The organism is Planktothrix paucivesiculata PCC 9631 (assembly GCF_900009265.2).
Lineage (GTDB): Bacteria > Cyanobacteriota > Cyanobacteriia > Cyanobacteriales > Microcoleaceae > Planktothrix > Planktothrix paucivesiculata.
In genome coordinates, this window is the sequence record NZ_LR734984.1 from 1 (window position 1) to 26,583 (window position 26,583).

General features: G+C 39.2%; 28 protein-coding genes and 1 tRNA gene. 13 read left to right on the top strand and 16 right to left on the bottom strand.

Translation table 11 applies throughout. The features are described from left to right. Positions 1–167: 167 nt before the first annotated feature. Together PL9631_RS01920 and PL9631_RS01925 are read right to left on the bottom strand one after the other, a co-directional pair. Entirely contained in the window at positions 168–1,202 is a 1,035-nt protein-coding gene (locus PL9631_RS01920; protein WP_083616440.1) for a glycerate kinase, read from the bottom strand. 32 nt (positions 1,203–1,234) lie between these two features. Further along, a complete protein-coding gene (locus tag PL9631_RS01925; RefSeq protein ID WP_083616442.1) occupies positions 1,235–1,567 on the bottom strand; it encodes a DUF565 domain-containing protein in 333 nt (110 codons plus the stop codon). A gap of 54 nt (positions 1,568–1,621) precedes the next feature. On the opposite strand from PL9631_RS01925, the gene PL9631_RS01930 reads away from it, so the two are divergent. The 8 genes from PL9631_RS01930 to PL9631_RS01960 all read left to right on the top strand — a co-directional run bounded on the left by PL9631_RS01930 (position 1,622) and on the right by PL9631_RS01960 (position 9,568). Further along, positions 1,622–2,167, top strand: a complete 546-nt coding sequence (locus tag PL9631_RS01930; protein ID WP_083616444.1) for a hypothetical protein — start codon at positions 1,622–1,624, stop codon at positions 2,165–2,167. A 162-nt stretch (positions 2,168–2,329) separates the two neighbouring features. Continuing rightward, positions 2,330–4,183 (top strand): ArnT family glycosyltransferase, encoded by a 1,854-nt coding sequence (locus PL9631_RS01935; RefSeq protein WP_083616446.1) that lies wholly within the window; start codon positions 2,330–2,332, stop codon positions 4,181–4,183. 181 nt (positions 4,184–4,364) lie between these two features. Then, positions 4,365–4,841: a DUF4079 domain-containing protein gene (locus PL9631_RS01940; RefSeq protein ID WP_083616447.1), complete on the top strand. Its 477-nt coding sequence runs from the start codon at positions 4,365–4,367 to the stop codon at positions 4,839–4,841. 180 nt (positions 4,842–5,021) lie between these two features. Then, complete coding sequence (locus PL9631_RS01945; protein WP_231516610.1) at positions 5,022–6,632, top strand: ComEC/Rec2 family competence protein; 1,611 nt, start codon at positions 5,022–5,024, stop codon at positions 6,630–6,632. A gap of 71 nt (positions 6,633–6,703) precedes the next feature. Next, positions 6,704–6,832: a hypothetical protein gene (locus PL9631_RS26915; RefSeq protein ID WP_269321676.1), complete on the top strand. Its 129-nt coding sequence runs from the start codon at positions 6,704–6,706 to the stop codon at positions 6,830–6,832. Positions 6,833–6,880: 48 nt separating this feature from the next. Then, a tRNA-Ser gene (locus tag PL9631_RS01950) sits at positions 6,881–6,970 on the top strand. A 56-nt stretch (positions 6,971–7,026) separates the two neighbouring features. Then, a complete protein-coding gene (locus tag PL9631_RS01955) occupies positions 7,027–7,797 on the top strand; it encodes an HAD family hydrolase (protein WP_083616449.1) in 771 nt (256 codons plus the stop codon). A 136-nt stretch (positions 7,798–7,933) separates the two neighbouring features. Next, on the top strand, positions 7,934–9,568 hold the full coding sequence (locus PL9631_RS01960) for a serine/threonine-protein kinase (RefSeq protein ID WP_231516611.1): 1,635 nt from the start codon (positions 7,934–7,936) through the stop codon (positions 9,566–9,568). 63 nt (positions 9,569–9,631) lie between these two features. On the opposite strand, the gene PL9631_RS01965 is transcribed toward PL9631_RS01960, so the two are convergent. Next, on the bottom strand, positions 9,632–10,171 hold the full coding sequence (locus PL9631_RS01965) for a hypothetical protein (RefSeq protein ID WP_083616451.1): 540 nt from the start codon (positions 10,169–10,171) through the stop codon (positions 9,632–9,634). After that, entirely contained in the window at positions 10,168–11,526 is a 1,359-nt protein-coding gene (gene miaB / locus PL9631_RS01970; protein WP_083616453.1) for a tRNA (N6-isopentenyl adenosine(37)-C2)-methylthiotransferase MiaB, read from the bottom strand. Before miaB ends, PL9631_RS01965 begins: the two co-directional genes overlap by 4 nt. Before the next feature lie 106 nt (positions 11,527–11,632). On the opposite strand from miaB, the gene PL9631_RS01975 reads away from it, so the two are divergent. Continuing rightward, positions 11,633–11,800: a hypothetical protein gene (locus PL9631_RS01975; protein WP_156090412.1), complete on the top strand. Its 168-nt coding sequence runs from the start codon at positions 11,633–11,635 to the stop codon at positions 11,798–11,800. Positions 11,801–11,812: 12 nt separating this feature from the next. Here PL9631_RS01975 and PL9631_RS01980 read toward each other — a convergent pair whose 3' ends face one another. The 5 genes from PL9631_RS01980 to PL9631_RS02000 all read right to left on the bottom strand — a co-directional run bounded on the left by PL9631_RS01980 (position 11,813) and on the right by PL9631_RS02000 (position 16,191). Further along, positions 11,813–12,199, bottom strand: coding sequence for a type II toxin-antitoxin system VapC family toxin (locus PL9631_RS01980; protein WP_083616456.1), 387 nt, complete (start codon positions 12,197–12,199; stop codon positions 11,813–11,815). Positions 12,200–12,201: 2 nt separating this feature from the next. Next, positions 12,202–12,423, bottom strand: a complete 222-nt coding sequence (vapB, locus tag PL9631_RS01985) for a type II toxin-antitoxin system VapB family antitoxin (protein WP_231516612.1) — start codon at positions 12,421–12,423, stop codon at positions 12,202–12,204. A gap of 48 nt (positions 12,424–12,471) precedes the next feature. Next, complete coding sequence (locus PL9631_RS01990; RefSeq protein WP_083616458.1) at positions 12,472–13,236, bottom strand: Uma2 family endonuclease; 765 nt, start codon at positions 13,234–13,236, stop codon at positions 12,472–12,474. A gap of 113 nt (positions 13,237–13,349) precedes the next feature. Next, entirely contained in the window at positions 13,350–15,263 is a 1,914-nt protein-coding gene (locus PL9631_RS01995) for a S9 family peptidase (RefSeq protein ID WP_083616460.1), read from the bottom strand. Between the two features lie 52 nt (positions 15,264–15,315). Further along, on the bottom strand, positions 15,316–16,191 hold the full coding sequence (locus PL9631_RS02000) for an ABC transporter ATP-binding protein (RefSeq protein WP_083616462.1): 876 nt from the start codon (positions 16,189–16,191) through the stop codon (positions 15,316–15,318). A gap of 239 nt (positions 16,192–16,430) precedes the next feature. Between PL9631_RS02000 and PL9631_RS02005 the strand changes: the two genes are divergently transcribed. The 3 genes from PL9631_RS02005 to PL9631_RS02015 all read left to right on the top strand — a co-directional run bounded on the left by PL9631_RS02005 (position 16,431) and on the right by PL9631_RS02015 (position 18,877). Continuing rightward, a complete protein-coding gene (locus PL9631_RS02005; RefSeq protein ID WP_407947568.1) occupies positions 16,431–17,768 on the top strand; it encodes a gluconeogenesis factor YvcK family protein in 1,338 nt (445 codons plus the stop codon). 76 nt (positions 17,769–17,844) lie between these two features. Continuing rightward, entirely contained in the window at positions 17,845–18,306 is a 462-nt protein-coding gene (tsaE, locus tag PL9631_RS02010) for a tRNA (adenosine(37)-N6)-threonylcarbamoyltransferase complex ATPase subunit type 1 TsaE (RefSeq protein ID WP_083616467.1), read from the top strand. Between the two features lie 154 nt (positions 18,307–18,460). Then, on the top strand, positions 18,461–18,877 hold the full coding sequence (locus PL9631_RS02015) for a DUF2141 domain-containing protein (protein ID WP_197046231.1): 417 nt from the start codon (positions 18,461–18,463) through the stop codon (positions 18,875–18,877). Between the two features lie 121 nt (positions 18,878–18,998). Here the strand turns inward: PL9631_RS02015 and pdhA are convergent, their stop codons facing one another. From pdhA to PL9631_RS02030, 3 genes are all read right to left on the bottom strand, one after another. Continuing rightward, positions 18,999–20,030, bottom strand: a complete 1,032-nt coding sequence (gene pdhA, locus PL9631_RS02020) for a pyruvate dehydrogenase (acetyl-transferring) E1 component subunit alpha (RefSeq protein WP_083616468.1) — start codon at positions 20,028–20,030, stop codon at positions 18,999–19,001. Between the two features lie 112 nt (positions 20,031–20,142). Further along, positions 20,143–21,327 (bottom strand): GNAT family N-acetyltransferase, encoded by a 1,185-nt coding sequence (locus tag PL9631_RS02025; RefSeq protein WP_083616470.1) that lies wholly within the window; start codon positions 21,325–21,327, stop codon positions 20,143–20,145. A gap of 79 nt (positions 21,328–21,406) precedes the next feature. Further along, positions 21,407–22,108: a RibD family protein gene (locus PL9631_RS02030; protein WP_083616473.1), complete on the bottom strand. Its 702-nt coding sequence runs from the start codon at positions 22,106–22,108 to the stop codon at positions 21,407–21,409. Positions 22,109–22,280: 172 nt separating this feature from the next. Here PL9631_RS02030 and PL9631_RS02035 point away from each other — a divergent pair, with 172 nt between their 5' ends. After that, complete coding sequence (locus tag PL9631_RS02035) at positions 22,281–22,514, top strand: hypothetical protein (protein ID WP_083616476.1); 234 nt, start codon at positions 22,281–22,283, stop codon at positions 22,512–22,514. A gap of 22 nt (positions 22,515–22,536) precedes the next feature. Here PL9631_RS02035 and PL9631_RS02040 read toward each other — a convergent pair whose 3' ends face one another. From PL9631_RS02040 to PL9631_RS02055, 4 genes are all read right to left on the bottom strand, one after another. Continuing rightward, entirely contained in the window at positions 22,537–24,501 is a 1,965-nt protein-coding gene (locus tag PL9631_RS02040) for a tetratricopeptide repeat protein (RefSeq protein WP_083616478.1), read from the bottom strand. Between the two features lie 155 nt (positions 24,502–24,656). Then, positions 24,657–25,529: a 6-carboxytetrahydropterin synthase gene (locus PL9631_RS02045; protein WP_083616480.1), complete on the bottom strand. Its 873-nt coding sequence runs from the start codon at positions 25,527–25,529 to the stop codon at positions 24,657–24,659. A gap of 226 nt (positions 25,530–25,755) precedes the next feature. Then, positions 25,756–26,010 carry a DUF3368 domain-containing protein gene (locus PL9631_RS27125; protein ID WP_331281245.1) on the bottom strand — a complete coding sequence of 85 codons (255 nt, stop codon included), beginning with the start codon at positions 26,008–26,010 and terminating at the stop codon, positions 25,756–25,758. Between the two features lie 230 nt (positions 26,011–26,240). Then, positions 26,241–26,483, bottom strand: coding sequence for a UPF0175 family protein (locus tag PL9631_RS02055; protein ID WP_083616483.1), 243 nt, complete (start codon positions 26,481–26,483; stop codon positions 26,241–26,243). Positions 26,484–26,583 lie beyond the last annotated feature (100 nt).

Genomic DNA, 26,583 nt, shown 5'->3' on the forward strand with positions numbered 1-26,583 from the left:
TGGGTAATGGGTAATGGGTAATGGGTAATGGGTAATGGGTAATACTTCGACTTCGCTCAGTAACAGGGTAATGGAAAATAAATTCTTTATTCCTAGATACGCTTTTGGAGAAGGGGGGAAATGGATTCTAAGTCCCCGGATTTATGGGGATATAATCTCGGAGGTGATCATAGATTACCCCGATAAATATTCCCAATAGAATGATCGGGGTTAATATTTATAATTAAATCCACACAGTCAGGGTTTTTAATTAAGGAATTTATAAATAATTCGGGATGTAAGGCTTTCCAAAAATAATCAACAAATTGACTAATTTCTGCATCAGTCATTCCCGATTTTCCGGTATTAATCATATCCTGTTCTGCTTGGATTCGCCACTGTTTTGATAAGCGATAATCTACAGGATTTAAAATTAGTAACCGATCTAATTTTTCCCACAAAGGAAGATAGTGATTTAACTGTTCGTTCATATCCCGAGCGAATTGTTGATCCGAAGAAGTCATAATTGGAACCGGGGGAAAATCAAAAAGTTGGTCGTCAATGGGTTGACAGCCTACAAACCAACCTTCAAATAAAATAATATCAATTCCGGTCACGAATTCGGGGGAAATGCGATCGCCTGCCCCCTGCCATAAGGACTTATCAAACCGAGGAATGGCAATGCTTTGACCGGGCAAAGGTTGACGCAATTGATCTAAAACCTGGATTCCCAATTCCAGATCATGGGTTCCCGGTGGCCCTCGCCAAATTAAACGCGGATCAGCTTTTTGTAACTGTTGACGTTCTGAATAAGTTTTATAGAGATCATCTAAGGACAAGCTAAGTGTGTCATAGTGAAAAAGAGACAAAATATAAGTTAAGACTTTCCCGAGGGTTGTTTTTCCCGTGCCTTGCCCTCCTAATATTCCTTGAACCAGAGGACGACCCAAGCGTTGACGATGTTCAGCCAGTTGGGTTGCTAAAGGTAGCCAAAATTTCCATAGGGTTTCTAACTGTTCAAATAACAGAGGAAACTGAATCTTTTGCTGTTGAAGTTGACAGAATAGATGGGATCTGGCTTCTATTTTCACCCTAACATTTCCAGGTGTGATTCCGAAAGCCGTTGAACGTTGATGATCGGACAGTTCCCATTGTTCTAAAACTTCTAAATCTGTGAGATGGGGTTTTTGTCCATTCCTCCAAGCTTTGAGAATTTCAAGCATAGATAATTCTAATTGTATTCAATCAATTTCCATCATGAACCTAACATTGAGGCTAACAAAAATAACCCATAACTCAAACCAATTTTGATGGCATTTAGGTTTTCCACCCAAAAAGATTGTCGTAAACGGGGGGAACTACTATAAGCTAACCAGTTCACTCCTTCGACCACGATAGATATTACTAAAGCTACCGTCACATCTAAGCGCGCCTTTTGTCCGGTTATCGTAGAAATGGCCAGGGCTAGGAATATCCCAAACAGTAGACTAATGGTTAGCAGCGAAATCCGTCGCCAAGGATTCATTAACAATCGCCCCACCTGGGCATTAATTACATTGAAAAGTCGATTGAGACGGGTATTTTGCATAGCACGGATTGTGAATTTTAGTGGGATTAATGATCTAATTTAAAGCAAAAGATTATGAAAGATAAACTTTATCCAGCCTTTCTAATTACTGGAACTATTTTATTAACTCTAATTAGTTTAAGGCAATTTTTATTTCGCTATTGTATGCAAACGGAGCGAAAACCCGCCGAACAGATGGTCTTATCTGTGCCTCATCCCTTATCCACGACTTTTCCTAAAACCTCTGTTGCGCCACCACCGCCCCTGAATATTAGCCTTCCCCCGTCTTCGGTTCCTACACCTACAAACTATCACCAAGGGTCATTTCGGGTCAGTAACCTGACTGAACATCCGGTGCGTGTGGCTTTACTGAGTCGTTCAGCCCCGAATATCACCGAACCTGTTCACTGGGATTTTGCGCCCGCCGAGGGCAGTGGGGAGGGTTTGATTTTATCCCTTCCGCGAGAGGATTTAATCCTCAAATCCGGTGATATCTTGGTGGTTTTTGCTCCTGATGGTTCTCGCTATTACTGGGGGCCTTATATTGTGGGAGAAACTCCCCTTCCAGCTTGGAATTCTCAAGACCAGGAATGGGAATTGGTGATCAAACCGACCCCATGAAGAAATTAATTTGATCCAGCCACCAATATTCCTGATAGGGTGAGTATTTTTGCTTCCGTGTACGATAATAACTAATTGATATATTGACTTCAGTGTTAGTTAGTTAACACATCACAAGTAAACTGTCAATATCTTAATCGTTAATATCTGCGTTCTTAGCCCATGAAATCAAGTTCAAATCGAAAGACTCCCACCCTTTTTTCACCTCTGATCAAAACTCCTGTATTCCCTTGGCTAGTTTGTATTGCGGGGTTGGGTTTAATCGGTTTTGTGGCTTTTTTTTGGAATTTAGGAACTTCTAGTTTACTGGATGAAACAGAACCCCTGTTTGCGGAAGCCTCCCGTCAAATGTTAGTAACCCAAGATTGGATTACTCCCTATTTTAATGAGGAAACCCGTTTCGATAAGCCGCCATTAATTTATTGGTTAATGGCAATTTCTTATCAGATAGTTGGGGTGAATGAATGGGGAGTGCGTCTTCCTTCGGCATTAGCAGGTTTCATGCTCGTTTGTTTAGGATTTTATACTTTAAGTTATTACGTCCAACAGACCCAATTTTATACCATAAAAGAAGATCAAAAACCGGGTTTTATCCCTTCTTTAGCTCAACCCAATTTTAGAAAGATTGTTTTACATCCTTTACCTTGGATGGGGGCTATATTAATCGCATTTAATCCGGGAATTCTGGCTTGGGCAAGAATTGGGGTTTCCGATATGTTATTAACTGGGTGTTTGGGTTCGGGGTTATTAGCTTTTTTTCTGGGATATGCTAAGTCAGAAGTTCAGGAATGGCAAGATTTACCTCTCGGTGGGAATGCTTCTAAGATTTGGTATTTAGCTTTTTATATTTTAACTGCTTTAGCTGTTTTGACAAAAGGCCCGGTTGGGATTATTTTACCGATTTTAATTATTGGTTCATTTTTAATTTATTTGGGAGAATGGCGCCAAGTTTTAAAACAAATGGGTTTATTAAAGGGAAGTTTAATTTTTTTAGTAATTACAATTCCTTGGTATATTTTAGTAATTTTAGTTAATGGTCAAAACTATATTAACTCTTTTTTTGGTTATCATAATTTTCAACGATTTACCAGCGTTGTGAATCACCATTCTGCTCCTTGGTATTTCTATTTTATTGTGATTTTAGTCGGATTTGCGCCATTTTCTGTGTATTTACCCCCGGCGATCGCTTCGACAAAATTCTGGAACCGTCGCTATTGGCAACATCAAACTCGAATTAAACAACTCCAATTATTTGCAGTTTTTTGGTTTGGCGGAATTTTTATATTTTTCACCCTAGCGGTTACTAAGCTTCCCAGTTATATTTTGCCCCTGATTCCTGCCTCAGTTTTATTAGTATCTTTATATTGGAATAATATTATCTCTAAAAGTAGCTTTAAAAAAAATAAATTTTATTCCCTAAATATTGCTATTTTGATTAATATTTTATTTGTTTTTCTGGCATCTGTTGGAAGTTATTTTAGTAAAAATTTAATTGGATATGATGCAGATATGCCAGATTTTAGAGTAGATTTACAAGCCTCTGGAATTCCAAATATATCGGCTTTAATTTGGGCGATCGCCACATTAGGAATAACCCTAAGTTGGTGGAAAGGTCGAATTTCATCCATTTTTATAGTTAATATTTTAGCGTTTATTAGTTTTTTTATTTGGGCAGTAACTCCCACCTATAATTTACTCGATCAACATCGACAGCAACCCCTACGATACCTAGCCCAAACCGTCGTACAACAGCGAAAATTAGGCGAAGAATTAATTATGATTGGTTTCAAAAAACCCAGTTTAGTTTTTTATACTCAAAATCGAGTTCAATACCGTCCCGACCCCCAGGATGCGATCGCCTATATTCAAACTCCATTGGTGCAAAAATCTCCTACTCAAACCCTGTTAATGTTGGCACATCCCCAAGAATTAATTGATCTAGGATTAAAACCTGATCAATATCAAATTGTGGATCAAGCGGGTGCTTATCAACTGATTCGTGTTAATAAAAGCTAAGGTATAGCAATCCTATTTGAGTGTGTTCAAAATGATCAAAAGGGAACAGGGAACAGGGAACAGGCAACAGAGAACGCCAGAATACTTCTGACTATGGGAAAAGGTGTTCAAAACTGTCAAATCCGTCCCTAATTGTCCTAAACTGAACTATGGAAATCTAATCGGCTTTTGAACAGAAAATATGAGTTTAGTTGAACTTTTAGAACCCATTGCTAATCTATTTCGGGGTTTAGGTATTCCTGAACCCATCACCCATTGGGGACATCCGGTGATGATGGGAACCGTTATTTTTACGATGGGGAGTTATGTGGGTTGGACGGGATGGCGCGGACGTCTGGCAGCAGATAAGGAAGTCGCCTTAAAAAATCGTTCTGACCACCGAAAACTCGCCCCTTTAATGTTTTTGTTTTTGGCTTTAGGCTACACGGGAGGTTTATTATCTTTAGTAATGCAAAAACAACCCATTTTAGAAAGTCCCCACTTCTGGACAGGAACAATATTATTAGGATTGTTATTAACTAATAGTCTGATTGCTTTTACCGGATTTAACAAAGACAACTCGGGTTTTAGGGCAACCCATGCTTATATTGGAACCGTTATCTTAGGATTAATGTTAGTCCATACCGTTTTAGGTTTAAAATTAGGGCTTTCTATCTAAAATAATTGATTCTTTTTGGTTGTTGAGGTGTGGGAAGTTTTGAAGTATGAAAGTGTTAAGGTGTTAAGGTATTGTATTCACTGACGCACCACTTACTCCCCCTGCTCCCCCTGCCTCCCCTGCGGCCACTGAGCCTGTCGAAGTGCCCCCTGCCTCCCCTGCTCCCTATTTCATCACATCATGAATCAGACGGTGATTTTAATTCTAGCTTTTGCTTATCTCTTAGGTTTGCTAGTGGGTGTAATTCCTGGGGGAAATTATGCAATATTAGGTTTAGGAATTATATTGGCAATAGTCACCGCCCTAAAACAAGTTTATCAACAGAAACAATCCCGCCAAGCTCGAATTAAACAATTTATTCAGCAAAAACAAACGCGCAAAGATGCCCTAACTGATCCGATTGAATTTGCAGATAAAATCCCTAAAATTTCTCGTCCTAAGTTTCCGTTTTGGGTGTGGTTATTGGCTGGAATTATTGCTTTTTTAGCCAGTTTTTATTTACAAATCAGAACGCCTCAACCCGCGATAAATGATATTACTCAGTTAATTATTGATAGTGGAAATAGCCAAGATTTATTAATTACGGTTCGGGGAGAAGTGAGTAGTATTCCTCGGTTAACTCGTTCGGGACGGGGACAATTTTGGTTACAGGTACATCAAGTTAATGAAATTACGAATAATAATACTCCGATCGCCGTGAGTAAAGATGTCAGTGGTTTGGTTTATGTGACTGTTCCAATATTAAAAGCGACGGGATTATATCCGGGGGAAAGTATCGCCATTACCGGAAGTTTATACAAACCTCAACCCCCTTCTAACCCGGGTGGATTTGATTTTCAAAACTATCTGGCTCAACAAGGATCATTTACCGGACTTCGAGGACGTTATATTAGTCATGATGATAGTCAACCGCCTCCTTGGGGACTGTGGAAAATTCGCCAACGGATTACCCGCGCCCAAGCTCAATTATTAGGAGTTCCCAAAGGTTCCCTATTAAGCGCGATGGTCTTAGGACGTTTAGCTGTTGATTTACCCTACGATATTAGAGATATTTTTGTTCAAGTTGGACTGGCTCATATTTTAGCAGCTTCAGGATTTCAAGTCTCATTTTTATTGGGAGTTATTTTAGCGATCACTCAAAAGTTTTCTCCCAGGGTAAGATTTGGTTTGGGATTATTAACCTTACTGATTTATTTAGGATTAACTGGGATTTCTCCTTCGGTATTACGAGCAACATTAATGGGTTTGGCGGTATTAATTGCTCTGTTAAGTCAACGGCAAACTAAACCTTTAAACGTATTATTAATCGTCGCTATTTTATTATTAGTTGTTAATCCTAATTGGATTTCTGATATTGGATTTCAACTCAGTTTTTTAGCCACTTTGGGATTAATGGTTACGGTTCCTCCCTTAATGGAAAGGTTGAATTGGATGCCTCCTTTGTTCGCGTCTTTAATTGCTGTTCCTTTATCAGCAATGATCTGGACATTGCCTTTGCAATTATATGTTTTTAAAGTATTATCTCCCTATAGTATTCTGGTTAATATTATCGCATCTCCCCTGATTTCTATTATTACATTAGGAGGGATAGCGAGTGCTTTATCCGCCTTATTCTTGCCCAGTTTGGGAAGTGCGATCGCCCAATTTCTTTATTATCCGATTTTAGGTTTAATTGAAATAGCCAAATATTTTAGTCAACTTCCAGGAAATTCGATTGCCGTGGGCAGTATTTCCCTGATTCAATTAATAACGCTCTATGGTTTAATCCTAGTAATTTGGGTTAATCCTTAACCCCGGAACTTTTATCAGTATTAAGGCCTAAAATTGCGATCGCTTCTTCCAATTCTATTGATCCGAAAACCGTGGAAACCCTAAATCAACAGCAAACTCAAATCTTCTGGACGGGTCGAGATGGGGCTTTGAGATGGACGCCAACCCAGGGTTTTGAAACAACTTTAGATTTTGATCAAACAGATGGTTCCCTTCTTTGATATAATTCGAGAAGTGGTTTAGAATCAGATCTAGATCATTTCTAACTTGGAGAGGTGGCAGAGTTGGTCGAATGCGACACACTCGAAATGTGTTAGGGGCTTTACGGTTCCTCGTGGGTTCGAATCCCACCCTCTCCGTTTTTCGGGCCCCCTATCGTTAAAATACTTGAATCACTGATAGAGGGGTTGTGTCCATGTCCTTAACGCCTTTGAGCGAAGCCATACAAGCAAATGCACTCGATAATATTCGTTTAATTGCAACGGATATCGATGGAACTTTAACCCAAAACGGAAAATTTACCCCGGATTTATTCCAGGCTTTGTTTGCATTAAAACAGGCTAAAATTCCGGTAATTTTAATTACGGGACGGTCGGCGGGATGGGTACAAGCGTTAAAACATTATCTTCCGGTGACAGGTGCGATCGCTGAAAATGGCGGTTTATATTATCCCTTGGAGTCTGACCAGCCGCAATTTTTAATCCCTTTAAATTCTCTCTCCCAACATCGGCAAAATTTAGCCCAAGGGTTTCAAATTCTCCAAGTTCAATATCCCCATCTCCAGGCTTCGGCCGATAATCCTTTTCGGTTTACAGATTGGACATTTGATATTCAAAATATTAGTTTATCGGAAATTCAACAATTAACAGAACTCTGTACAGAATTGGGTTGGGGATTTACCTATAGCACTGTTCAAGGTCATATTAAACCTAAAAACCAAGATAAAGCCACGGGATTATTAAAGGTTATTCAGCACTATTGGTCAGACTTAACCCCGGAACAAATTCTTACCATTGGCGATAGTCCTAATGATCAAACTCTATTTAATTCTGAGTTATTTCCTCAGTCTATTGGAGTGGCTAATCTCTTAGACTATAAAGATCAATTAACCCATAAACCCCTTTATATTACCGCAGGTTTAGAAGTTGAAGGATTTTGTCAAATTGCGAAAGTTTTTAATTTATAATAGTGTTGGTTGTTGTTGCTAAGACCTCTTGTAAGAGTGCGCTTAAGCGCAACAACGGGCGCAGCGACACTCACAATCTGAAGTTGTGTTATTATCGGCTCAACAATATATTCCCTCACCTGCGATGAGTTATTGTATGACCGTAGGATGTTCTCATCCAGAAAATCTCGACTCAGCCGAATATTGTCAAGGTTGTGGTCAATTTCTATTACTTCAAAATCGTTATCTCGCCATAAAACCTTTAAGTAGAGGCGGTTTTGGTCGGACATTTTTGGCAATTGATCAACAAATTCCGTCCCATCCCTATTGTGTGATTAAACAATTTTTTGTGCAATATGAAAACCCCCAGGATTATCAAACCGCCGCTAAATTATTTCGTCAGGAAGCAGTGCGTTTAGATCAATTGGGAAAACATCCTCAAATTCCTCAACTATTAGCACATTTTGAACAAAATCAACAATTGTTTATTGTTCAAGAATATATTCAGGGAAAAACCCTATTTGATGAATTAAAACAAGATGGATTATTTACAGAAAAAAAAATTTGGCACGTTTTAAAACAAATTCTCCCTATTTTACAATTTATTCATGAAAAAAATATTATTCATCGAGATATTAAACCTGCTAATTTGATGCGACGTTGTTCTCTGGCCGCCTCTGGTGAAAACTACCTAGATCCTGTTATCGATTTAACCCAAGTTCCTCCGACTATTAAAATGGGAGATCAGGAACAAGCTCAAATAAGTGCTAAAATCAAATCAACTATTTATCCTATTTTATCGGCAGAAAATTCCGACCTTCAAACAAGCACGGATTTTAATAAAAATGATATTGTTTTAATAGATTTTGGGATTTCCAAACTGTTAACAGGAACCGCTTTACTCCACAGTGGAACTATTATCGGAACACCGGAATTTATGGCTCCTGAACAAATGAGAGGAAAAGTTTATCCCGCCAGTGATTTGTATAGCTTAGGGCTAACTTGTTTATATTTAATTATGGGAATTTCCCCAGGAAAATTATATGATGATCATGATGAAAAATGGAATTGGCGAAGTTATTTAATCCCGCAACAAATTATTAGCGATCGCTTAGAAACCGTTTTAAATAAATTAATAGCGACCGCTATTAATCAACGTTATAAATCCGCCGAAGAAGCCTTAAAAGCCATTCAATCTTCTGAAACGCCTGTCAATTTAGCAGTTAAACCCGTTATTCCTATTAAAAAAACATCTGCAAAAGTCATCCAAGCTGCCGCTAAAACACCTAATTTATTAGATAGAATTAAACAAAATTTAGGCTATCACCCCTTAAATGATCCTTTAAAATCCGCCGTGGGAGTCGATTATACTAAACTCCAAACCCTCTTAGCTCAAAAACATTGGAAACAAGCGGATCAAGAAACCTGGGTTGTCCTCTGTCAAGCCCTAAAAAAATCTAAAAAAACCTATTTATACGCCCAGGATTTAGTAAATTTACCCTGTGAAGATCTACAAACCATTAATTATCTTTGGGTAAAATATAGTAATAGTCGCTTTGGATTTAGTATCCAAAATAAAATTTATCAAGAAGTCGAAGGAGACTATGGAAAATTTTGTCAGCAGGTGGGATGGTTAACCTATAATCCCCACAATCCTGATTATGGAATCGAATATAAAACATCCGCTCCCATTGGACATTTACCTACCCGCAATTGGATAGTTAGCACAGGAAAATGGTGGAAAAACCTAGAGATTTTAGCCGAAAAATTAGAAAGTTGTAAAATTAATTAATTAGCAATAGATAAAAACCCGGTTTCTCAAAGAAACCGGGTTTTTATGGTATAATTGTATAATTTACTCAGCAGAAATCGGTTGTACAAACTGCCGATTAGCTCGCACAAAACAATGGGAAGGTGCGGCTTTTTGATCGGTTTTTTCAACATAAATCCAAGGTTGTTTTTTCGTATCGTAAACCACACCAAACCCCGCCGGGCCTAAATTAATTTCAAAGTCCTGTCCTGCGGGTAGTTTTCCCACCACAGGCCAATTTTCAATATTTAATTCGGTTTTATTGCTAGGATTTTCTAATTGTGAATAGTTGGTATTTCCTAACATCCGACAATCAATTCCTTGAGTATTAGATTGGGTTATTTGCCAGGAAGAATGGGGCGATCGCTGATAATCTCCATTCGCCCGAGGTTGGGGAATAGACCCCTCCTCTGTCTGGGTTTTGGTAACAGGAGACTCGGAACTTAATCCGCCGTTATCCAGAGGGACTGGGGAAGGTGCATGGAGGGAATTTTGACAAGCGATCGCCCGGACGCCCATCCCCGTTAACACCAGCCCCAAACCCAAAGATAAAATCACCAATCTTAAATCATTTTTAGCGGTCATACAGGTATACACAACTCAACAGGTTCCCCAGTTAGACTAAAGGGTCTTACCTGGGTTATTTTCACTTTCACCTGTTGACCTTTCAATTCCGCTAAATTTCCCGAGAAAAAGGTTAACCGATTTCCCCGGGTGCGTCCCATTACTTGAGAAGGGTCTTTGGAATTTGTTCCCTCAACTAACACTTCTTCAATTCTGCCCAAATAACGCTGGGAACGTTCGGCTGCCTTCACAGAAACTAAGCGATTTAATTGTTGTAAACGATCGGCTTTTACCTCCTCACTGAGTTGATTTTCCCACAGGGCTGCGGGAGTCCCTGGACGAGGAGAATAGGTGGCGGTATTTAATAAATCAAAGCCAATATCATCGACTAATTTCATCGTATTTTCAAACTGTTCCTCGGTTTCCCCTGGAAATCCCACAATCGCATCAGCACTAATAGAAGCATCGGGTATATATTCCCGAATTGTATGAATAATTTGGCGATATTTTTCTTGAGTATAACCCCGGGACATGGCTTTCAAAAGTTGATTATCTCCCGACTGAAAGGGAATATGAAAATGTTCACAAATTTTCGGTAATTCCGCACAAGCCCGAATTAATCTTTCTGTAAAATAACGGGGGTGACTGGTGGCAAATCTAATCCGTTCGATGCCAGGAACATCATGAATAAAATACAATAAATCCGTGAAATTATATAAATGCCGACCTCCAGGACTTGAACCAGGCAAATCGCGGCCGTAGGCATCAATATTTTGCCCTAATAATGTGATTTCTTTATACCCCAAACGGCTTAATTCTTCGATTTCTTCCCGAATAGCTTCCGGTCGGCGCGATTGTTCAATCCCGCGTACATTGGGAACCACACAATAGGTACAACGTTCATTACAACCATAAATCACATTAACCCAGGCTGTCACCTCGCTATCTCGACGGGGTTTAGTAATATCTTCGATGATTTCTATGGGTTCTGTGGCAACAATTTGATTGCCTTGAAAGACCTGTTCTAGTAGGTCTTGTAAACGGTTAGCGTGTTGTGGCCCCATGACTAAATCTATTTCAGGAACCCGACGCAGTAAGGTTTCTCCTTCCTGTTGGGCAACACATCCAGCGACAATAATCGTTAAATTTGGTTCTTCCTGTTTGCGTTTTGCCTGTCTTCCTAAATAGGAATAAACCTTTTGTTCGGCATTATCTCGAATCGTACAAGTATTATAAAGAATCACATTGGCATCATTGGGATCTTCGGTAAAATCAAAGCCCATTTCTTCTAAAACACCAGCCATGCGTTCCGAGTCGGCTTTGTTCATCTGACAGCCGAAAGTTGTAATATGATAACGTTGGGAATTTGTAGTCATCGAATTTTAGAAGTCTCCTATCTCTTGAGAAAGGTTAATTCAGCCTTTCTACAGAGTTTATTATAATTCATTTTGTCTAGTTTTGTGATCTTTACGGTTGAAAACGATGAAACCCAAGCAAATTATCTACACTTTAGCTGCTATTTCCATTGTCGGATCTTTTTTGCTAACTACTCAAAATCCGGCTTTAGAATTATCATTTTTAGTCGGATTTTTATTGGCGATTTTAACCAAAGGAATTAGAAAACGGCGTTCCGTGTCTAATAACAAATAATACAATTCTGTTTTATTTCCATATCCTCTGAATTGGGTAATAATCAAAAGCCGAATCACGACTAATTAAAATAAGAGAATGATTTATCGCTTGTGCAACCAGAATGCGATCAAAAGGATCTCGATGATGCAGGGGCAAGTTAAGATAGCACTCTGTATCAGAGAATGTAATAGACAAAACCTCTATTTTTAGTTGTCGTAACACTCCCTCTAGCTCAGAAAAAGAGTTTTGCAACCTGAGTTTTCCTAGATTAATCTTAATGGAAATTTCCCACAAGCTGGCAATGCTCAGGCAGAGACTATTATTTGGATCTTCAAGAATTTCTGCCGCTTTATAACTTAATTCTTCGCTATCTTGAAAGTACCAAATAAAAGTATGGGTATCCAATAAAATATTCATGTTTACATATAATCCTTTAAATCTTCCAAAGGTTCATCAAAATCATCTGCCATCCAGATTTTACCTTTCCAAATTCCCAGTCCTCCTCGCTTGGTAGGTTTCTCCATTTGAGGTGTTTCCTCATTGTATCGGTTCACAAGAAATTCCGTATAGTCAAGCACTGCTTGTTTAACAGATTCAGGTAATTTTTCGACATTTTTTAAGATCGCTGTTTCTATTATCATTTTTCAGTATCCTCTAAATAAATTGGAGAAAACGTCGATAAAGGAGGGTTAAATCTCTCCAATCTCTAAACCTAACGCTTCAGCAATTTGTTCATTCGTTAACCCCATTTCTCGTAACCGAGGAATAGCATTTCGCCGAGATTGTTCAGCAATTTCTGCTCTTAAATGTTCCTTTTCAGCCCGTTCTTTTCCCGTTAAAATAATCACCCCTTGATCATCACACCACCGCAACCAAAAATCCTGTTTTTCTTCATATATTCCTGACCAAATTGTTAATCCCAAACCAACTTGTTCTAACCAAAATATTGATTGAGTTTCAATTAACGTTGGTTCTAACGCTTGATAGTGTCCCTCCCGTAAGACGTAAACTCGTAATAAAATATCGCCCAATTGTTGTAACGGGTCAAACACAACATAATATGTCACCCGCATCCGGGCATAATTAATTAACTTACTTCCGAGTTCATTTCCTTCTTGATTAGAAACAATTTCAATCACCACATCGGGCGGTTTCCCAAACTCCCAAATAAAATAAGTCCGATTTCGTTTTTCTCGAAAATCTGGCGGAACTTCAACATCTAAAGATAAAAATACATCCGGTACAATGGGAGGATGACGGAGTGCATAGAAAATACCCACATTAGCATCAGCTAAAAACGTTGAATTTTCTCCTAATCTTTGCCAAGAACTATATAAACATTCAACTAATAAACGCTGCAATTTGGCGGATAGAAAATTATCCACAGGAGTATCATCCTCGGTAATAATTTCAGTTAAATCAATAGTCGGAGGTTGAATCGGTGTGACAGACATAATTATTCATGCTATCTGTTTATGGACTATTATAGCAATTCTTGCCGATATTGTAGGGGTTGAGTCTTTAAACCCAAACTAACTTTTTTAAAAACCCCTACAATTAAATGGGTTTATTTTGCAGGTTTAAAACCAAAGACTTTGGCATAAAAACCAAATTCACCATCAATAGCACGTTTAATATTTTCTGCTTTTCTGAAGCCATGTTGCTCTCCTTCAAACAGAACATAATCCACCGTAACACCTTTCGCTTTTAAGGCTTCTACCATCATTTCTGCTTGGTTGGGAGGCACAATTTTATCCTCTGATCCCTGAAAAAATATCACCGGACAGGATAATTGATCAACGTGATAAATCGGAGAACGCTGTTGATAAATAGCCTTTTCTTCTGGATAAATCCCAATTAAACCATCCAAATAACGGGATTCAAATTTATGGGTATCCGTTGCTAAAGCTGCTAAATCACTGACTCCATAATAACTCGCCCCCGCCTTAAATACATCCTTAAAGGTTAAAGCACATAAAGTAGTATAGCCGCCCGCACTTCCGCCCGCAATTGCCATCCGATTTCCGTCCACTAAACCCTGTTCTGCGAGATATTTTGCCCCGTTACAACAATCATCCACATCCACAATTCCCCAATTTTTATTTAACCGTTGACGGTACTCCCGTCCATAACCCGTACTTCCCCCATAATTAACATCTAAAACCGCAAATCCTCGACTCGTCCAATATTGAATTTTTAAGCTCAAACTACTAGATGTTGCCGCCGTTGGCCCCCCATGACTTTTAACAACTAAAGGCGGTTTTTCTCCCTCTGAAACTTGATAATCTTTGTTTTGAGGAGGATAGAAAAATCCGTAGGCTGTTTTCCCATTTTCTGTAGGAAATTCTATTGGTTGAGGGACGGATAAATAGCCTTTATCCAGTACAATTTGACTAGAACGTCTTAATACTTCTAGTTCTCCTGTTTCTAAATTAAGCCTGACAATGGCACTGCTTTCCGTGGGAGAACTACCGATAAATAAGACTTGATTTCCAGAAACGGTTAAGCTATCAATTGCAGTATAAGGAATATCAATATCCTGTAATTTTTGAGTTTGAGTATCTAAACTGGCTAGATAGGAATTACCGTTTTTACTGTAGGTACAAATAATTTTTTCTGCGGAACTAAACCCATAAGTTGACATTCCAAATACCCACAGGGGTAAACCAAATTCTGTCGCCATGGGATATAAAGATTCTATCTTTCCAGTATACCGATATAAGTTCCACCAATTCGAGCGATCGCTTACAAAATATAATACCCCATCCGGTGACCATTGGGGTTGAAAAATCGATTCTTCTAAACCCCCCGCAATCAATTGTTTTTCTCCTAATAACCCCTGGGAATTAACCTCAGCAACCCATAATTCTGTCCCATCCCAAGGCATATTCGGATGATTCCATGAAATCCAAGATAATTGATTACCATCAGGGCTTAAACGGGGAAAAGCATAAAAATCATTGCCCCCTACTAAAACCCGAATATCCTCACTATTATTCAGATTAATACTGACAATAGTATTAACCGGTTCTCCGCCTTGAGTATGATCTTCTCGAACACAAATTAACCGTTGATTTTGAGGATCAATTACCCCATCCGCATAACGATATTCTCCTTCTGGGGTAATAGGTTTTGGCGTAATTTGATAGGGAGTATTTTCCCCTTGAATATTCTGTTGATACAGATATTGATCAACAAAATTAGAAAAATAAACCGTTCCTTGATTAACAATATAGGAACCTCCCCCATATTCATGAACCCGAGTTCTCACATTAAAAGATTCAGGAGTAACATCATTTAATTGATTATCAGGACTCAGACGAACAATCACGCTGCGCCCCGCTTCCGATGGCCGTCCTTCTATCCAATAAATATTATCCCCATCCCACGTTAACCCCCCCAGTCCTACGGTTCCTTCTACCATTAAATCGGCGGTAATGGGAGATTTCCAAGTCCCGTACTTTGCTGTTTTTTTGCTCATATTTTGATCATTTGATTTTTGAGAATATCCGAAATTTTAACACTTTTTTATATTATTTAGCCACTTGAATCGGCCCATCAATACTGCCACTAAAAAACTGTTTGACGATCGCACTATCGGTTGTAAATGCTTCCTGAATTGATCCTTGCCATTGAACTAAACCTTGATACAAAAAAATAATCCGATCGGCCGTGCGTCGAATGGTACTATCTTGGTGCGTCACAATACTATAGGTACTACAACCTTTTCCACTATGTTGTAAATCCCTAATTAAATCTTCAATCACCGTTGATGCAATCGGATCTAAACCGGCGGTGGGTTCGTCATATAAAATAACCTCGGGAGTCTCCCTAGGATTTTCGGGATTGGGCATAATTGCCCGGGCAAAACTTACCCGTTTTCGCATTCCTCCTGATAATTCGGCGGGATAGCGATCGCCAATATTAGGCAACCCCACCATCTCTAATTTTTCATTCACTAATTCTTTAATTTTTTGAGAAGGTAATTTTGTATGTTGATAGAGTAAAAAACCGATATTTTCTGTCACCGTTAAAGAATCAAATAAAGCCGCCTGTTGAAAGACCATGGCAATACCAATCGGATCGGTAATATCATCAACCCATCCTTGGCGTTTTTTTCCTAACACATAAACTTCCCCTTGATCGGGGGGTAAAAGTCCGGCAATAATTCGCAAAATGGTTGATTTTCCAGTTCCTGAAGGGCCAATAATTCCTAACGCTTCTCCTCGATAAATCGTTAAATCAACCTGATCTAAAATCAGTTGGGAACCAAAGGATTTACTCACTCCTTTTAATTCAATTAAAGGTTCTAAAGATTCCGAGGACTTTGATAAAACTAACTTATCCTTTGAATCTACGGGCACAACTTCAATACCCTGAGTTTTTCCCTTTTTACTGTCTTTGATCATCTCCTTAAACCTTTGATCCTTGTACCTTTGATCCCGTTCGGTTGTTAAGCCAACGATTTAATCGTTATCATCACGTTGATCTACCTAGTTAGAAAAAATTAAACCGTTAATTAACTCCCGTCCCTTATTTTACGATCAGCACGACCTCCTATAGTCTAAATTGTCTGTGGAAGCCCCAATATCCAAGTAAAACACTATCTATGTCAACTGGTTCGTTCAAACACACCCTACGCAGAATTATGAAACTCAGACTCCATCTCGGTTTATCCAAACATTATTCTCCCCGGATGATTAACCAATGGTTTAAATGGTTATCCCCGGGACTGTTTATCAAACGCTGGATGGCCGTCAGTGCTGCGGGGGTTTTACTCGCTAGTTTGGGGTTAGCTATCTGGACGGGAATGACCCCAATTTATAACATCCTACAACTGCTGAAAAATTTCTTAGGATGGATTGCCACGGTTATTCCCAATTATATCTCGGGGCCATTGATGATCGCCTTGGGGGTTGTGCTCGTTCTTTGGAGTCAAACTCGCAGTCTCAATTCCATTAGTGAAGCCTTTTATCCGGCTGGGGATGAACAATTAGTAGATCGCCTGTTGAGTCATCGCCGTTTGTTACGGGGGCCGAAAGTCGTTGTGATCGGGGGTGGAACGGGATTATCTACCTTATTACGAGGATTGAAAGAATATAGCGCTAATATTACCGCAATTGTTACCGTTGCCGATGATGGCGGATCGTCCGGGCGGTTACGCCGAGAAATGGGAGTTTTACCCCCGGGAGATATTAGAAATTGTATCGCAGCCTTGGCCGATGAAGAACGATTATTAACGGAATTATTTCAATATAGATTTACCGCCGGAGATGGATTAACCGGACATAGTTTCGGGAATTTATTCTTAACTGCAATGTGTGAAATTGAAGGGGATTTGGAACAAGCGATCGCCGCGAGTTCTAAGGTATTAGCGATTAGAGGTCAAGTTCTCCCCGCCACTTTAACCGATGTGAATTTATGGGCGAAATTAGCTGATGGTCGCCGAATTCATGGGGAATCTAGTATTACCGAAGCTAAGGGAAAAATTGTCACCATTGGTTGTATTCCTCCCAATCCTCCGGCCCTACCAAAAGCCATACAAGCAATTTTAGAGGCAGATTTTATTATTATTGGCCCGGGAAGTTTATATACAAGTGTAATTCCTAATTTATTGGTTCCAGAAATAGCCGCCGCCATTGCTTCTCAAAATGTTCCCCGAATTTATGTTTGTAATATTATGACGCAACCTGGCGAAACGGATGGCTATAGCGTTTCTGATCATATTAAAGCTATTGATAAAGCCTGTGGTTATCAATTATTTGATGCGGTATTAGTTCAAGGCACAGTTCCCCCGGCTAATGCCTTAATTCGATATGCGAAAGAAGACTCTCACCCAGTTATTTTAGATCGAGACATAGTTAAACAATTGGGTCGAAGAATTGTGATCAGTAATATTATGGATGTTGATCAAAATACCGGATATTTACGCCATGATCCCTATCGGTTAGCCCCAGTATTATTAAGATGGTTTGGCAAAAACTAACCGAGTCCTTTAGGACTCACTACAACGTAGTAAGCCCTTTAGGGCTTAATCTTTTCTAAAATATTAATCTGAAAATATGACTCAATTCCATTTACCCAACGCCCAAGCTACCCGTGAATTGGGACAACAATTCGGGCGATCGCTCCCAGCCAATAGTGTGCTATTATTAGAAGGAAATTTAGGGGCTGGAAAAACAACTTTTGTTCAAGGATTAGCTGAAGGTTTAGACCTCTGTGAATCTATTGAAAGCCCAACATTTACTTTAATAAATGAATATCTAAATGGTAGGATTCCACTATACCATTTAGACTTATATCGATTAGAAACCTCGGAAATTGAAGACTTGAATTTAGAGCAATATTGGGAAGGTATCGAAGTAGAACCCGGAATTGTGGCGATTGAATGGGCTGATCGTTTACCCTATAAACCGGAAAGCTATCTACAAATTGAATTCACTTATACAGAAAAAGGCGATCGAATTGCGACTTTATGGGATGGGAAGGAGCCAGATTTCAACCTCAAGTCAGATGAAATTTAAGGGCTAAATGGGTTAAGAATCAGCCGCGATCGCTAAAAAACTTTACAAAGTTATCGAATTGTTGGATAATTTAAACATCCTGATCCTCGTCTTCTCCATGATGATTTCCTCCTTCAAACCCCGAGCATTTTTAACTGCTTTTATATGTTTGAGTATGGTTACGGCCGCGCTTAATGCTCAAGCTCAAACTAAAAGTAAAATCACCCTCACCATTGACGGATTAAAAAATAAAAACGGACAAATTTGTGCGAGTTTATTTGCTAGTAATAAAGGCTTTCCCGGTAATGGAGATGATGCCATAAAAAGCGGTTGTGTGACGATTACAGAAGTACCTGTTGTGATGAATTTTGAGGATTTACAACCGGGTAGTTATGCCATTGCCGTTCTTCATGATGCGAATAGTGATAATAAAGCTAACCGTAATGGCTTAGGAATTCCCACCGAAGGATTTGGTTTTTCTAAAAATCCCACTATTCTCGCCGGGCCACCCAAATTCAATGATACAGCAGTTGTTGTTGCCGGGGAAAATACTAAAATTAATATTAAATTACAGTATTTATTAGGGGGTTAGAAAGAGATTAAGTAATGGGTAATACTTCGACTTCGCTCAGTAACAGGGTAATGGGGAAAGAAACAGAGTTTCTAATTTTGGTTCAGAAACCCTGTTTCCTAATTGCTGGTTTTAAGGTTTATTAATCATCGGCATAAATATAACGGTATAACTCTTTAGGATCGGGTTCGGGGCTAGTTTGGGCAAATTCTACCGCATCATCAATAATGACTTGAACTTGCTGATCAATAGCTTTCAATTCCTCCGGGGTTGCCAATTTGTGTTCCGTTAAATGGGCTGCAAATTTTTTAATTGGATCACGCGCAAACCAAAATTCCTTCTCCTCTTTATCCCGTAATTCATCGGGATCAGCCAAAGAATGTCCCCGGAAACGATAGGTTAAGGCTTCTACCAAGGTTGGGCCTTCACCAGCGCGGGCACGAGCAACGGCCTTTTTCGCCACTTCCCTAACCGCCAAAACATCCATCCCATCCACTTCATAACCCGGCATTCCAAAAGCGGGGCCTTTTTTGTAGATTTCCGGGTCAGAGGTTGCCCGGTCATGGGCCATCCCGATCGCCCATTTATTATTCTCTACCACATAAATAATCGGCAAATTCCATAACGCCGCCATATTCAAACATTCATAGAATTGGCCGTTATTGCAAGCCCCATCGCCAAAAAAGCACATCGTTACTTGATCTGCATTCGGATCATTCATCGCTTCCCGACGGTATTTAGTTTGAAAAGCCGCACCTGTGGCCACCGGAATTCCTTCCGCCACAAAGGCAAACCCCCCTAATAAATTGTGGGGAGAGGAGAATAGGTGCATCGAGCCGCCCCGACCCTTGGAACAGCCCGTAGCCTTACCAAATAATTCCGCCATGACCTCCCGGGGTGGAACCCCCGCACTCAAAGCATGAACGTGATCCCGATAGGTACTACAAACATAATCCTCATCCCGGCGACCCGCGCGTATCATCCCCGTGGCCACAGCTTCTTGACCGTTGTACAGGTGGACAAAACCGAACATTTTGCCCCGATAATACATCTCGGCACATTTATCTTCAAATAGCCGCCCCAGCACCATATCCTCATACAGCATTAACCCTTCATCACGGGTTACAGCATTTGCATCCGCCTTAAACGTCGGTAACGTGCGTTCCTGTACCATTTTTTCCAATTACCTGTACCATTTTGAGATTCTATTTTACAGGTTGGGGGCGGGTTTATTGAGATTTCTGTTAATTAACAAACTTTCTCATATTATCAAATCCCAATATTTATCAATCTGATTTATCATTATTAAAAGGCAAATCCTGATTAACATGATCAATTTCCTGTTGTTCCATCTCGTTAATTCGTCCGATATAAGACTTTAAAATCTGAGCTAAACGTTGATCATAAAATCGATGCAAACTATAATTGGGTGTGGCTGGAAAACCTCGACGTTTCTTATGCCGTCCCCCCGCACCCGGATCAAACAGAGAAATTTGGTTTTCAATTGCCCATTCAATGGGAGAATAATAACAAGCATCAAAATGTAAACAATCAATATCTTGAACACTTCCCCAATAGCGACCATATAAACGATCGCCTTTGGTTAAACAAAACGACATTCCCATGGGTTGATGTTGGGTGGTATCATCAAACGCCGCAACAAATAACACCCGATGCCGATAATTATGATGCAATTGTTCAAAAAATCTGCGGGTTAAATATTTACTTCCCCACCAGCCAAACTTATCACAGGTACTGGCATAAAATTCATACATTTCCGAAAAAAAGGCTTTTGGAATTTGATCTCCTGTGTAGGTTTGTAAGTTTAATCCGGCTTGGATAACGGCTTTTCGTTCCCGTTTAATATTGCGTCTCTGATTAGCATTAAACCCTTTTAAATAATCATCAAAAGTTTCATATTCTTGATTTTTCCAAATATAACTATGGTGTAACCAAGAGGCAAACCCAAATTTTTCTAACATCGGTTTCCACTCAGGATCAACATAGAGAAAATTGCAGCCAGAAATTTTATTTTCAATACAAAATTGATCAATGGAATGCACCATTAACCCCGTAATTTCTTCCTCATCTTCCCCGGGGGCGATCAAAAATCGATAACCTTCGGCGGGGGTAAACGGTGACATTCCTAAGAGTTTGGGATAATATTGAATCCCTAATTGATGGGCCACATCCGCCCATTGATTATCAAAGACAAATTCCCCGCGACTATGCCCTTTTACATATAAAGGCGCAATTCCCACCAACTGTTGATCCCGCCATACGGTTAAATGATGGGGTAACCAACCCGTGCGTCCGGTGGCACTTCCCGATGATTCAATATTATGCAACCAATCCCATTCAAAAAAGGGTGTGATTAAGGGTTGGGCAAGGGCATCCCAAGCCGTTTGAGGGACTTCGGCAACCGTATTAATCCAACGGGTCGAATAGGCGGAGGTTAAGGGTTTTACCATGTTGTTTCAAAAATGATCAGCGACGCATTATTCATTATTTAGGGTAATCGAATTTTTACAAAAATGGCAAAGGACAGAATTATTTGTCAGTTAATACTTGATAATGTAAAAATACTTCTTGTCCCAGGGTTTTCACCTCCAATAATTGCAAGCGAGGGGCGACGGTGGATAAAAAGCCCTCTCCATCGGCGGGGGTAGGAGAATTTTTACCACTTAAAATTAAGGGACAAATGGTTAACCAAAATTGATCAATCAGGTTTTGTTTTAAGAGGGAAGCAACCAGTTGACCTCCTCCTAATATTCCTAACTTATTTAAGCCTAATTTTTGGAATTGCTCAAAAGCCATACTCCAGTTAATTTGATCATCCTGATTATCGGCAATAATTATATTTTCAAACCCTGGGGTATTATGCCATAATTCTTGACCCTGATTTGTAGTTAGTAACCAATGGGGAACAGATTGTTGAAAAAAACGTAAATTGGGGTTAATCTTTCCTGAAGCAGACACCACAATTTGTATGGGTTGAGGGGATTTTCCGTGGTGTTTTCGGTGTTGTAATAATTTAGGAGAATTAATTTTGATAGTGGTTTGATAGGCGTTTAATGTTCCCGCACCGAATAAAACCCCATCCATTTGTGCCACTTGTTGTTCTAAATGTAGTTTATCTTGTTCTGAACCAAAACGGGCGGGCGATCGCCATTCATCGGAAATTTTACCATCCGCACTCATCGCTAAAATTACCGTGGTTTGAGGTCGGTTAACTACGGGTTGGGGAGTCATATATTTAAAATGTTGTGATCAAAATCACTTTAAAATCTAGTTGATCTCACCTGTGATCCTTGATCTAATATATCAATTTACCCGATCAAATTCACAGAATATCAAGATTTTTAGCACAAAGTTTTTAAAATTATTCGACACAATTAAAGGTAACAACCACTATGTTAAACCTATGGAAACTCAATCTAAACCGATCTGTGATACTCCTTGTCGTCAAACTCTACAATCCCGTTTTAACCGTCGTTTAACTCAATGGAATTCCCCAGTCAAACCCAAAACCGTTGACCCTCTGGAAGTTCATTTTTCTATTTTAAAAAATATGATTTTGACCCGAGAAACCCTACCTATAAATTTTTTAAAACCAGCCAAATTCAAAGCTCGATTGAGTTACTTAAATTTAATTTAGGTTAAGGGATAAAGACACCAGATTAACCAACCCAATGATTTTTGGTACTTCTCAATTCTTTTTGAATAGAAATCGCTTTTCCTAGGGAGGAAATGGCTTCAGGATATTGTTTTAACTTCGACAATAAAGACCCTCTATAACGCCAGGTTTCCGCATCATCAGACTGACAGGAAAGCGCCGCATCATAGGACGCTAAGGCTTCAGGATATTGCTCTAATCTTTCTAAACAGACCCCTTTAGATCGCCAGGATTCTGATGAATCGGGTTTTAAATTAATCGCTTGTTCATACAGGGCGATCGCTTCCGAATATTTCTGTAGTTTCACTAAAATTTCTCCACATTCAAAACAAGTTTCATAACTATCGGGTTTAATTGTTATGGCTTTTTTGTAGGACTCTAAGGCTTCAGCATTTTGGTTGAGTTTTCCTAAAATATTACCTTGAATTTTGAATAATTCAAAGTTATTAGGATTTAAAGTTAAGGCTTTTTCTAAGGATTGTAAAGCTTGTTGATAACGTTGTAAAGCGGATAAAGCATTGGCTTGATTTAACCATAATTCTGATTTATTGGGATTCAGTTTAATCGCTTGTTCGTAGGATGTGATCGCTTCTTCATACCGTTCTAACTTTGCTAAAACATTGCCTCGATTATGCAGAGTTTCATATTTATCAGGAGCAATTTCTAAGGCTTTATTATAGGACTCTAATGCTTCATCAAACCGTTTAAATTTTCTCAATAATGCCCCACGATTATGCCAAGATTCATAATCATTGGGTTTAATTTTAATCGCTTGGTCATAGGATTCAATTGCTTCTGCATAGCGTTGTAACCGCACTAAAATATTGCCTCGATTGTACCAAATTTCATATTTTTGGGGTTGTAAACTCAAACATTTATCATAGTCCGATAATGCTTCATTATACCGTTGTAATTTAACTAAAATACCCGCTTTTTTATACCAGGCTTGATCTAAATTAGCATTAGCTTCAATTGCTTTCTCTAAATATTTTAAAGCCTGATTTAACTTACCTTCTATGATTAAAGATTCTGCTTTTTTTAAATAATCGTCAGCAATCATTAACCCGGGATCAGACTCGGATTTAGTAACTATATTTACCTCTGAAATTAATATTTTTTTAGGTTCAGAAGATGGTGATAAACCATTCAAATTAATTGGTTTTTCATCAGGTAATAGGGGGATATTTTTCGCGGTTTCTAAGGTTTTTTCTTGTAAGTCTTTTAAAGACTGCTCTTTAATCTCTTGAACCTCAGAAATCATGGCTTGTAACCGGAATACAAATTGGGATTTAAGAGTTTCTACTTGTTCAATAGACGCTTTAGATAGTTTGGCTTCTCGGGTTAAAAAATCAATGGATTCTTGAGCAGTTCTTATTTGTATTTCTAATTCTTTAATTAACTGTTGATGACGCTGTTTAGATGCTGTTAATTGTGATTCTAAATTATCAATCCGGTTCAACTGCTTTTGAGCTTGAGCTACAATCTCTTTAACGATTAAGCGACGAACTAACCAAAAGAATAATATTGTTACACTGGGGATTAATGTGGCGACAATTAATAAAGTATTCAGTAAGGTAATGGTTTGACTAAATTCATAATTTAATGCAGAATCTGGACTAATTTGGGCAACAGAAACAGGAGTTGTAATTGCACTTTGGGCTTTCCCCTGACCCATTTTAACTAACTTTGCTAACCAAGTTTGATCCAGAACATTAGTCATTGATAAGGATACAACTTCTTTTGAGGAATATTCGGCATCGCTAAAAGATGGACTGCCGATCATTTCCGGCATACTGACCGCTAAACTAGGAGCTAATGCAATAATTTCGACCGCATCAGCCGCCCGACCCGCCTCGGAAGCATTGGGTAAAGGACTTGTATTTTGTTCGGGACTGGAACTCGCTTCAACACAGGAGTCTTGAGCAACAAGGGCTGCTAAGGTTAAAAAGGTAACTGTCGATAACCGCATAAGTGTCAACTCGTTTAGGGGGAGTGCTGTTCTATCTTACGAATTGACACCGCTTGATCAGGATTTTGCAGCAGAAACCCGGTTTCTAAACTAGATCTATTGATTTTAGTAATAGACTAATGCAGAAACCCGGTTTCTAATTTTGTTTCTAATTTTTAAACCTGAGCTAAAACAGGCTGTTGAATTTGAGCAAGGGTAGATTCAGATTCCGTATTTGTACAATACACTTCACAGGAATTATTCGGGCTTTCAATTAATTTAACTTTATGCAATTGCGCGTCTAAATCTTGGATCGGTTTTTGCAATAAATCCCGGATATGAACCGCAATATTTTCCGCCGTTGGTACAATTTTAGAAAAGTAGGGAATATCTTTATTTAAAAACGTATGATCAAAGGGTTCGACAACATAATCATCAATAACTCTTTGTAACCCGTCTAAGTCTACAATCATCCCCGTCCGAGGATCAACTTCCCCTTTCACCGTCACTTCTAAATGGTAATTATGACCATGACCGTTAGGACGAGCACATTTGCCATAAATTTCACAATTATCCTCAAAACTGAGGTCAGGATGAGCCAGCCGATGGGCGGCGCTAAAATGGGTACTAATAGTTAGATAAGCTTCCATGTCGTTTCCTTGATAATCGGCCCAGAGTTCGGGATGTTCAAATAGCTGAATATTGGTGAGGGGAAGATGGGGGGCCAACCGATGCCAAATCGCCTGGGCCAGAGCTTCCGTAGTGGGTAGGGTTTGCTGAAATTCCGGCCAAACATCATTCAGGTAGGAAAAGTCTAAATGGTCGGTGACTTCCCGTTTCAAGGTGTGTTTGACGTCGGACAGGTTTAAGACCATGCCATATTCATCGAGTTCTCCGACCATGGACACATACAAAACATAGTTATGTCCATGTCCAGGGGCGCGAGATGTGGGGCCAAATCGCTTTAAGTTCTCGGTGGCGCTCAATTCGGGCAACCAATACCGATGACTGGCGGAAAATTGCGCCCGACGGGTGATCACGCATTCCATAAAATCTGAGCCAGAGGGATGTTGTTAAGTTATATAAAATTATTTTAATCTTTTTTGATAATAATTTCAACTTTGATTTAATAAAAACCCGGTTTCATAAAAAAATTGTTCTTCAGTCGATCAATAACGTTCAGAAATTTGGTTTCTTGAACTAAAAGGAACTAAGATTAGGATATAATCAATAGGGTTCCATCTAAACATCGATTACATTTTTAGAGTCATAAACCTATTCATTTGCTGCTATTAAAACATCTGCGTAGAGTTTACTACTCACTCGAAAATTTGCTTGAGAGATCAAATCATCCATTGTAGGTTTAACTCCTGTGATTAACCCTTGCTGTTTCGCACTCAACAGAACACCAAACACTCCAATAATTCTTAATCCTTGGTTTGTCGCTACTTGTCTACCTAAACGCTCATCGATCAGCAGTCGGCTTGCATTTACTTCAACAGCAAGAGCGATCGCTTCAGCCTCTCCCAAATTTATAATATTTCGTAGTTCGTTTACTAATTCTTGATTCTGAACAGGTTGTATTTTTAACCAAATTGCTGATTTAACTGCTTTAACGACAGTCTATCCAGCCCTCTCATCCAGCAATTCATCATGAACCGCAGTAGGAATCAGAACTGTTTTATATAGTTGTTCCAAAAGGTTAATTTGCCCAACTTTTGCTAAATTTGAAATGGGCGAAGTGTTGCTCACAATTATCATTACGCACCGACTTCCTGCAATGTTTTGAGATCTTCTTGAAATTCAGCTACATCATAATGAACACAAAGACCACGATCAGCCAGTAATTTCTGAAATTGCATTCGATGTATTCCGAGGAATTCACTCGCTTTTCCTAAGCTAATTTTGTCTTTTTGGAACAGCATCATCACAATTTCCAATAAAAGTTCCTGTTCTGATAAGCCACTGGCTTGCATAATTTCATCTGAGACTAACATACTCATGGTTGTTACTAAAGTTTGGTTTAAATTATACAGGACTTACGCAAAACAACCATATCTAGTAGGGGCGAACGGCCGTTCGCCCCTACAGATGGTGTATAAT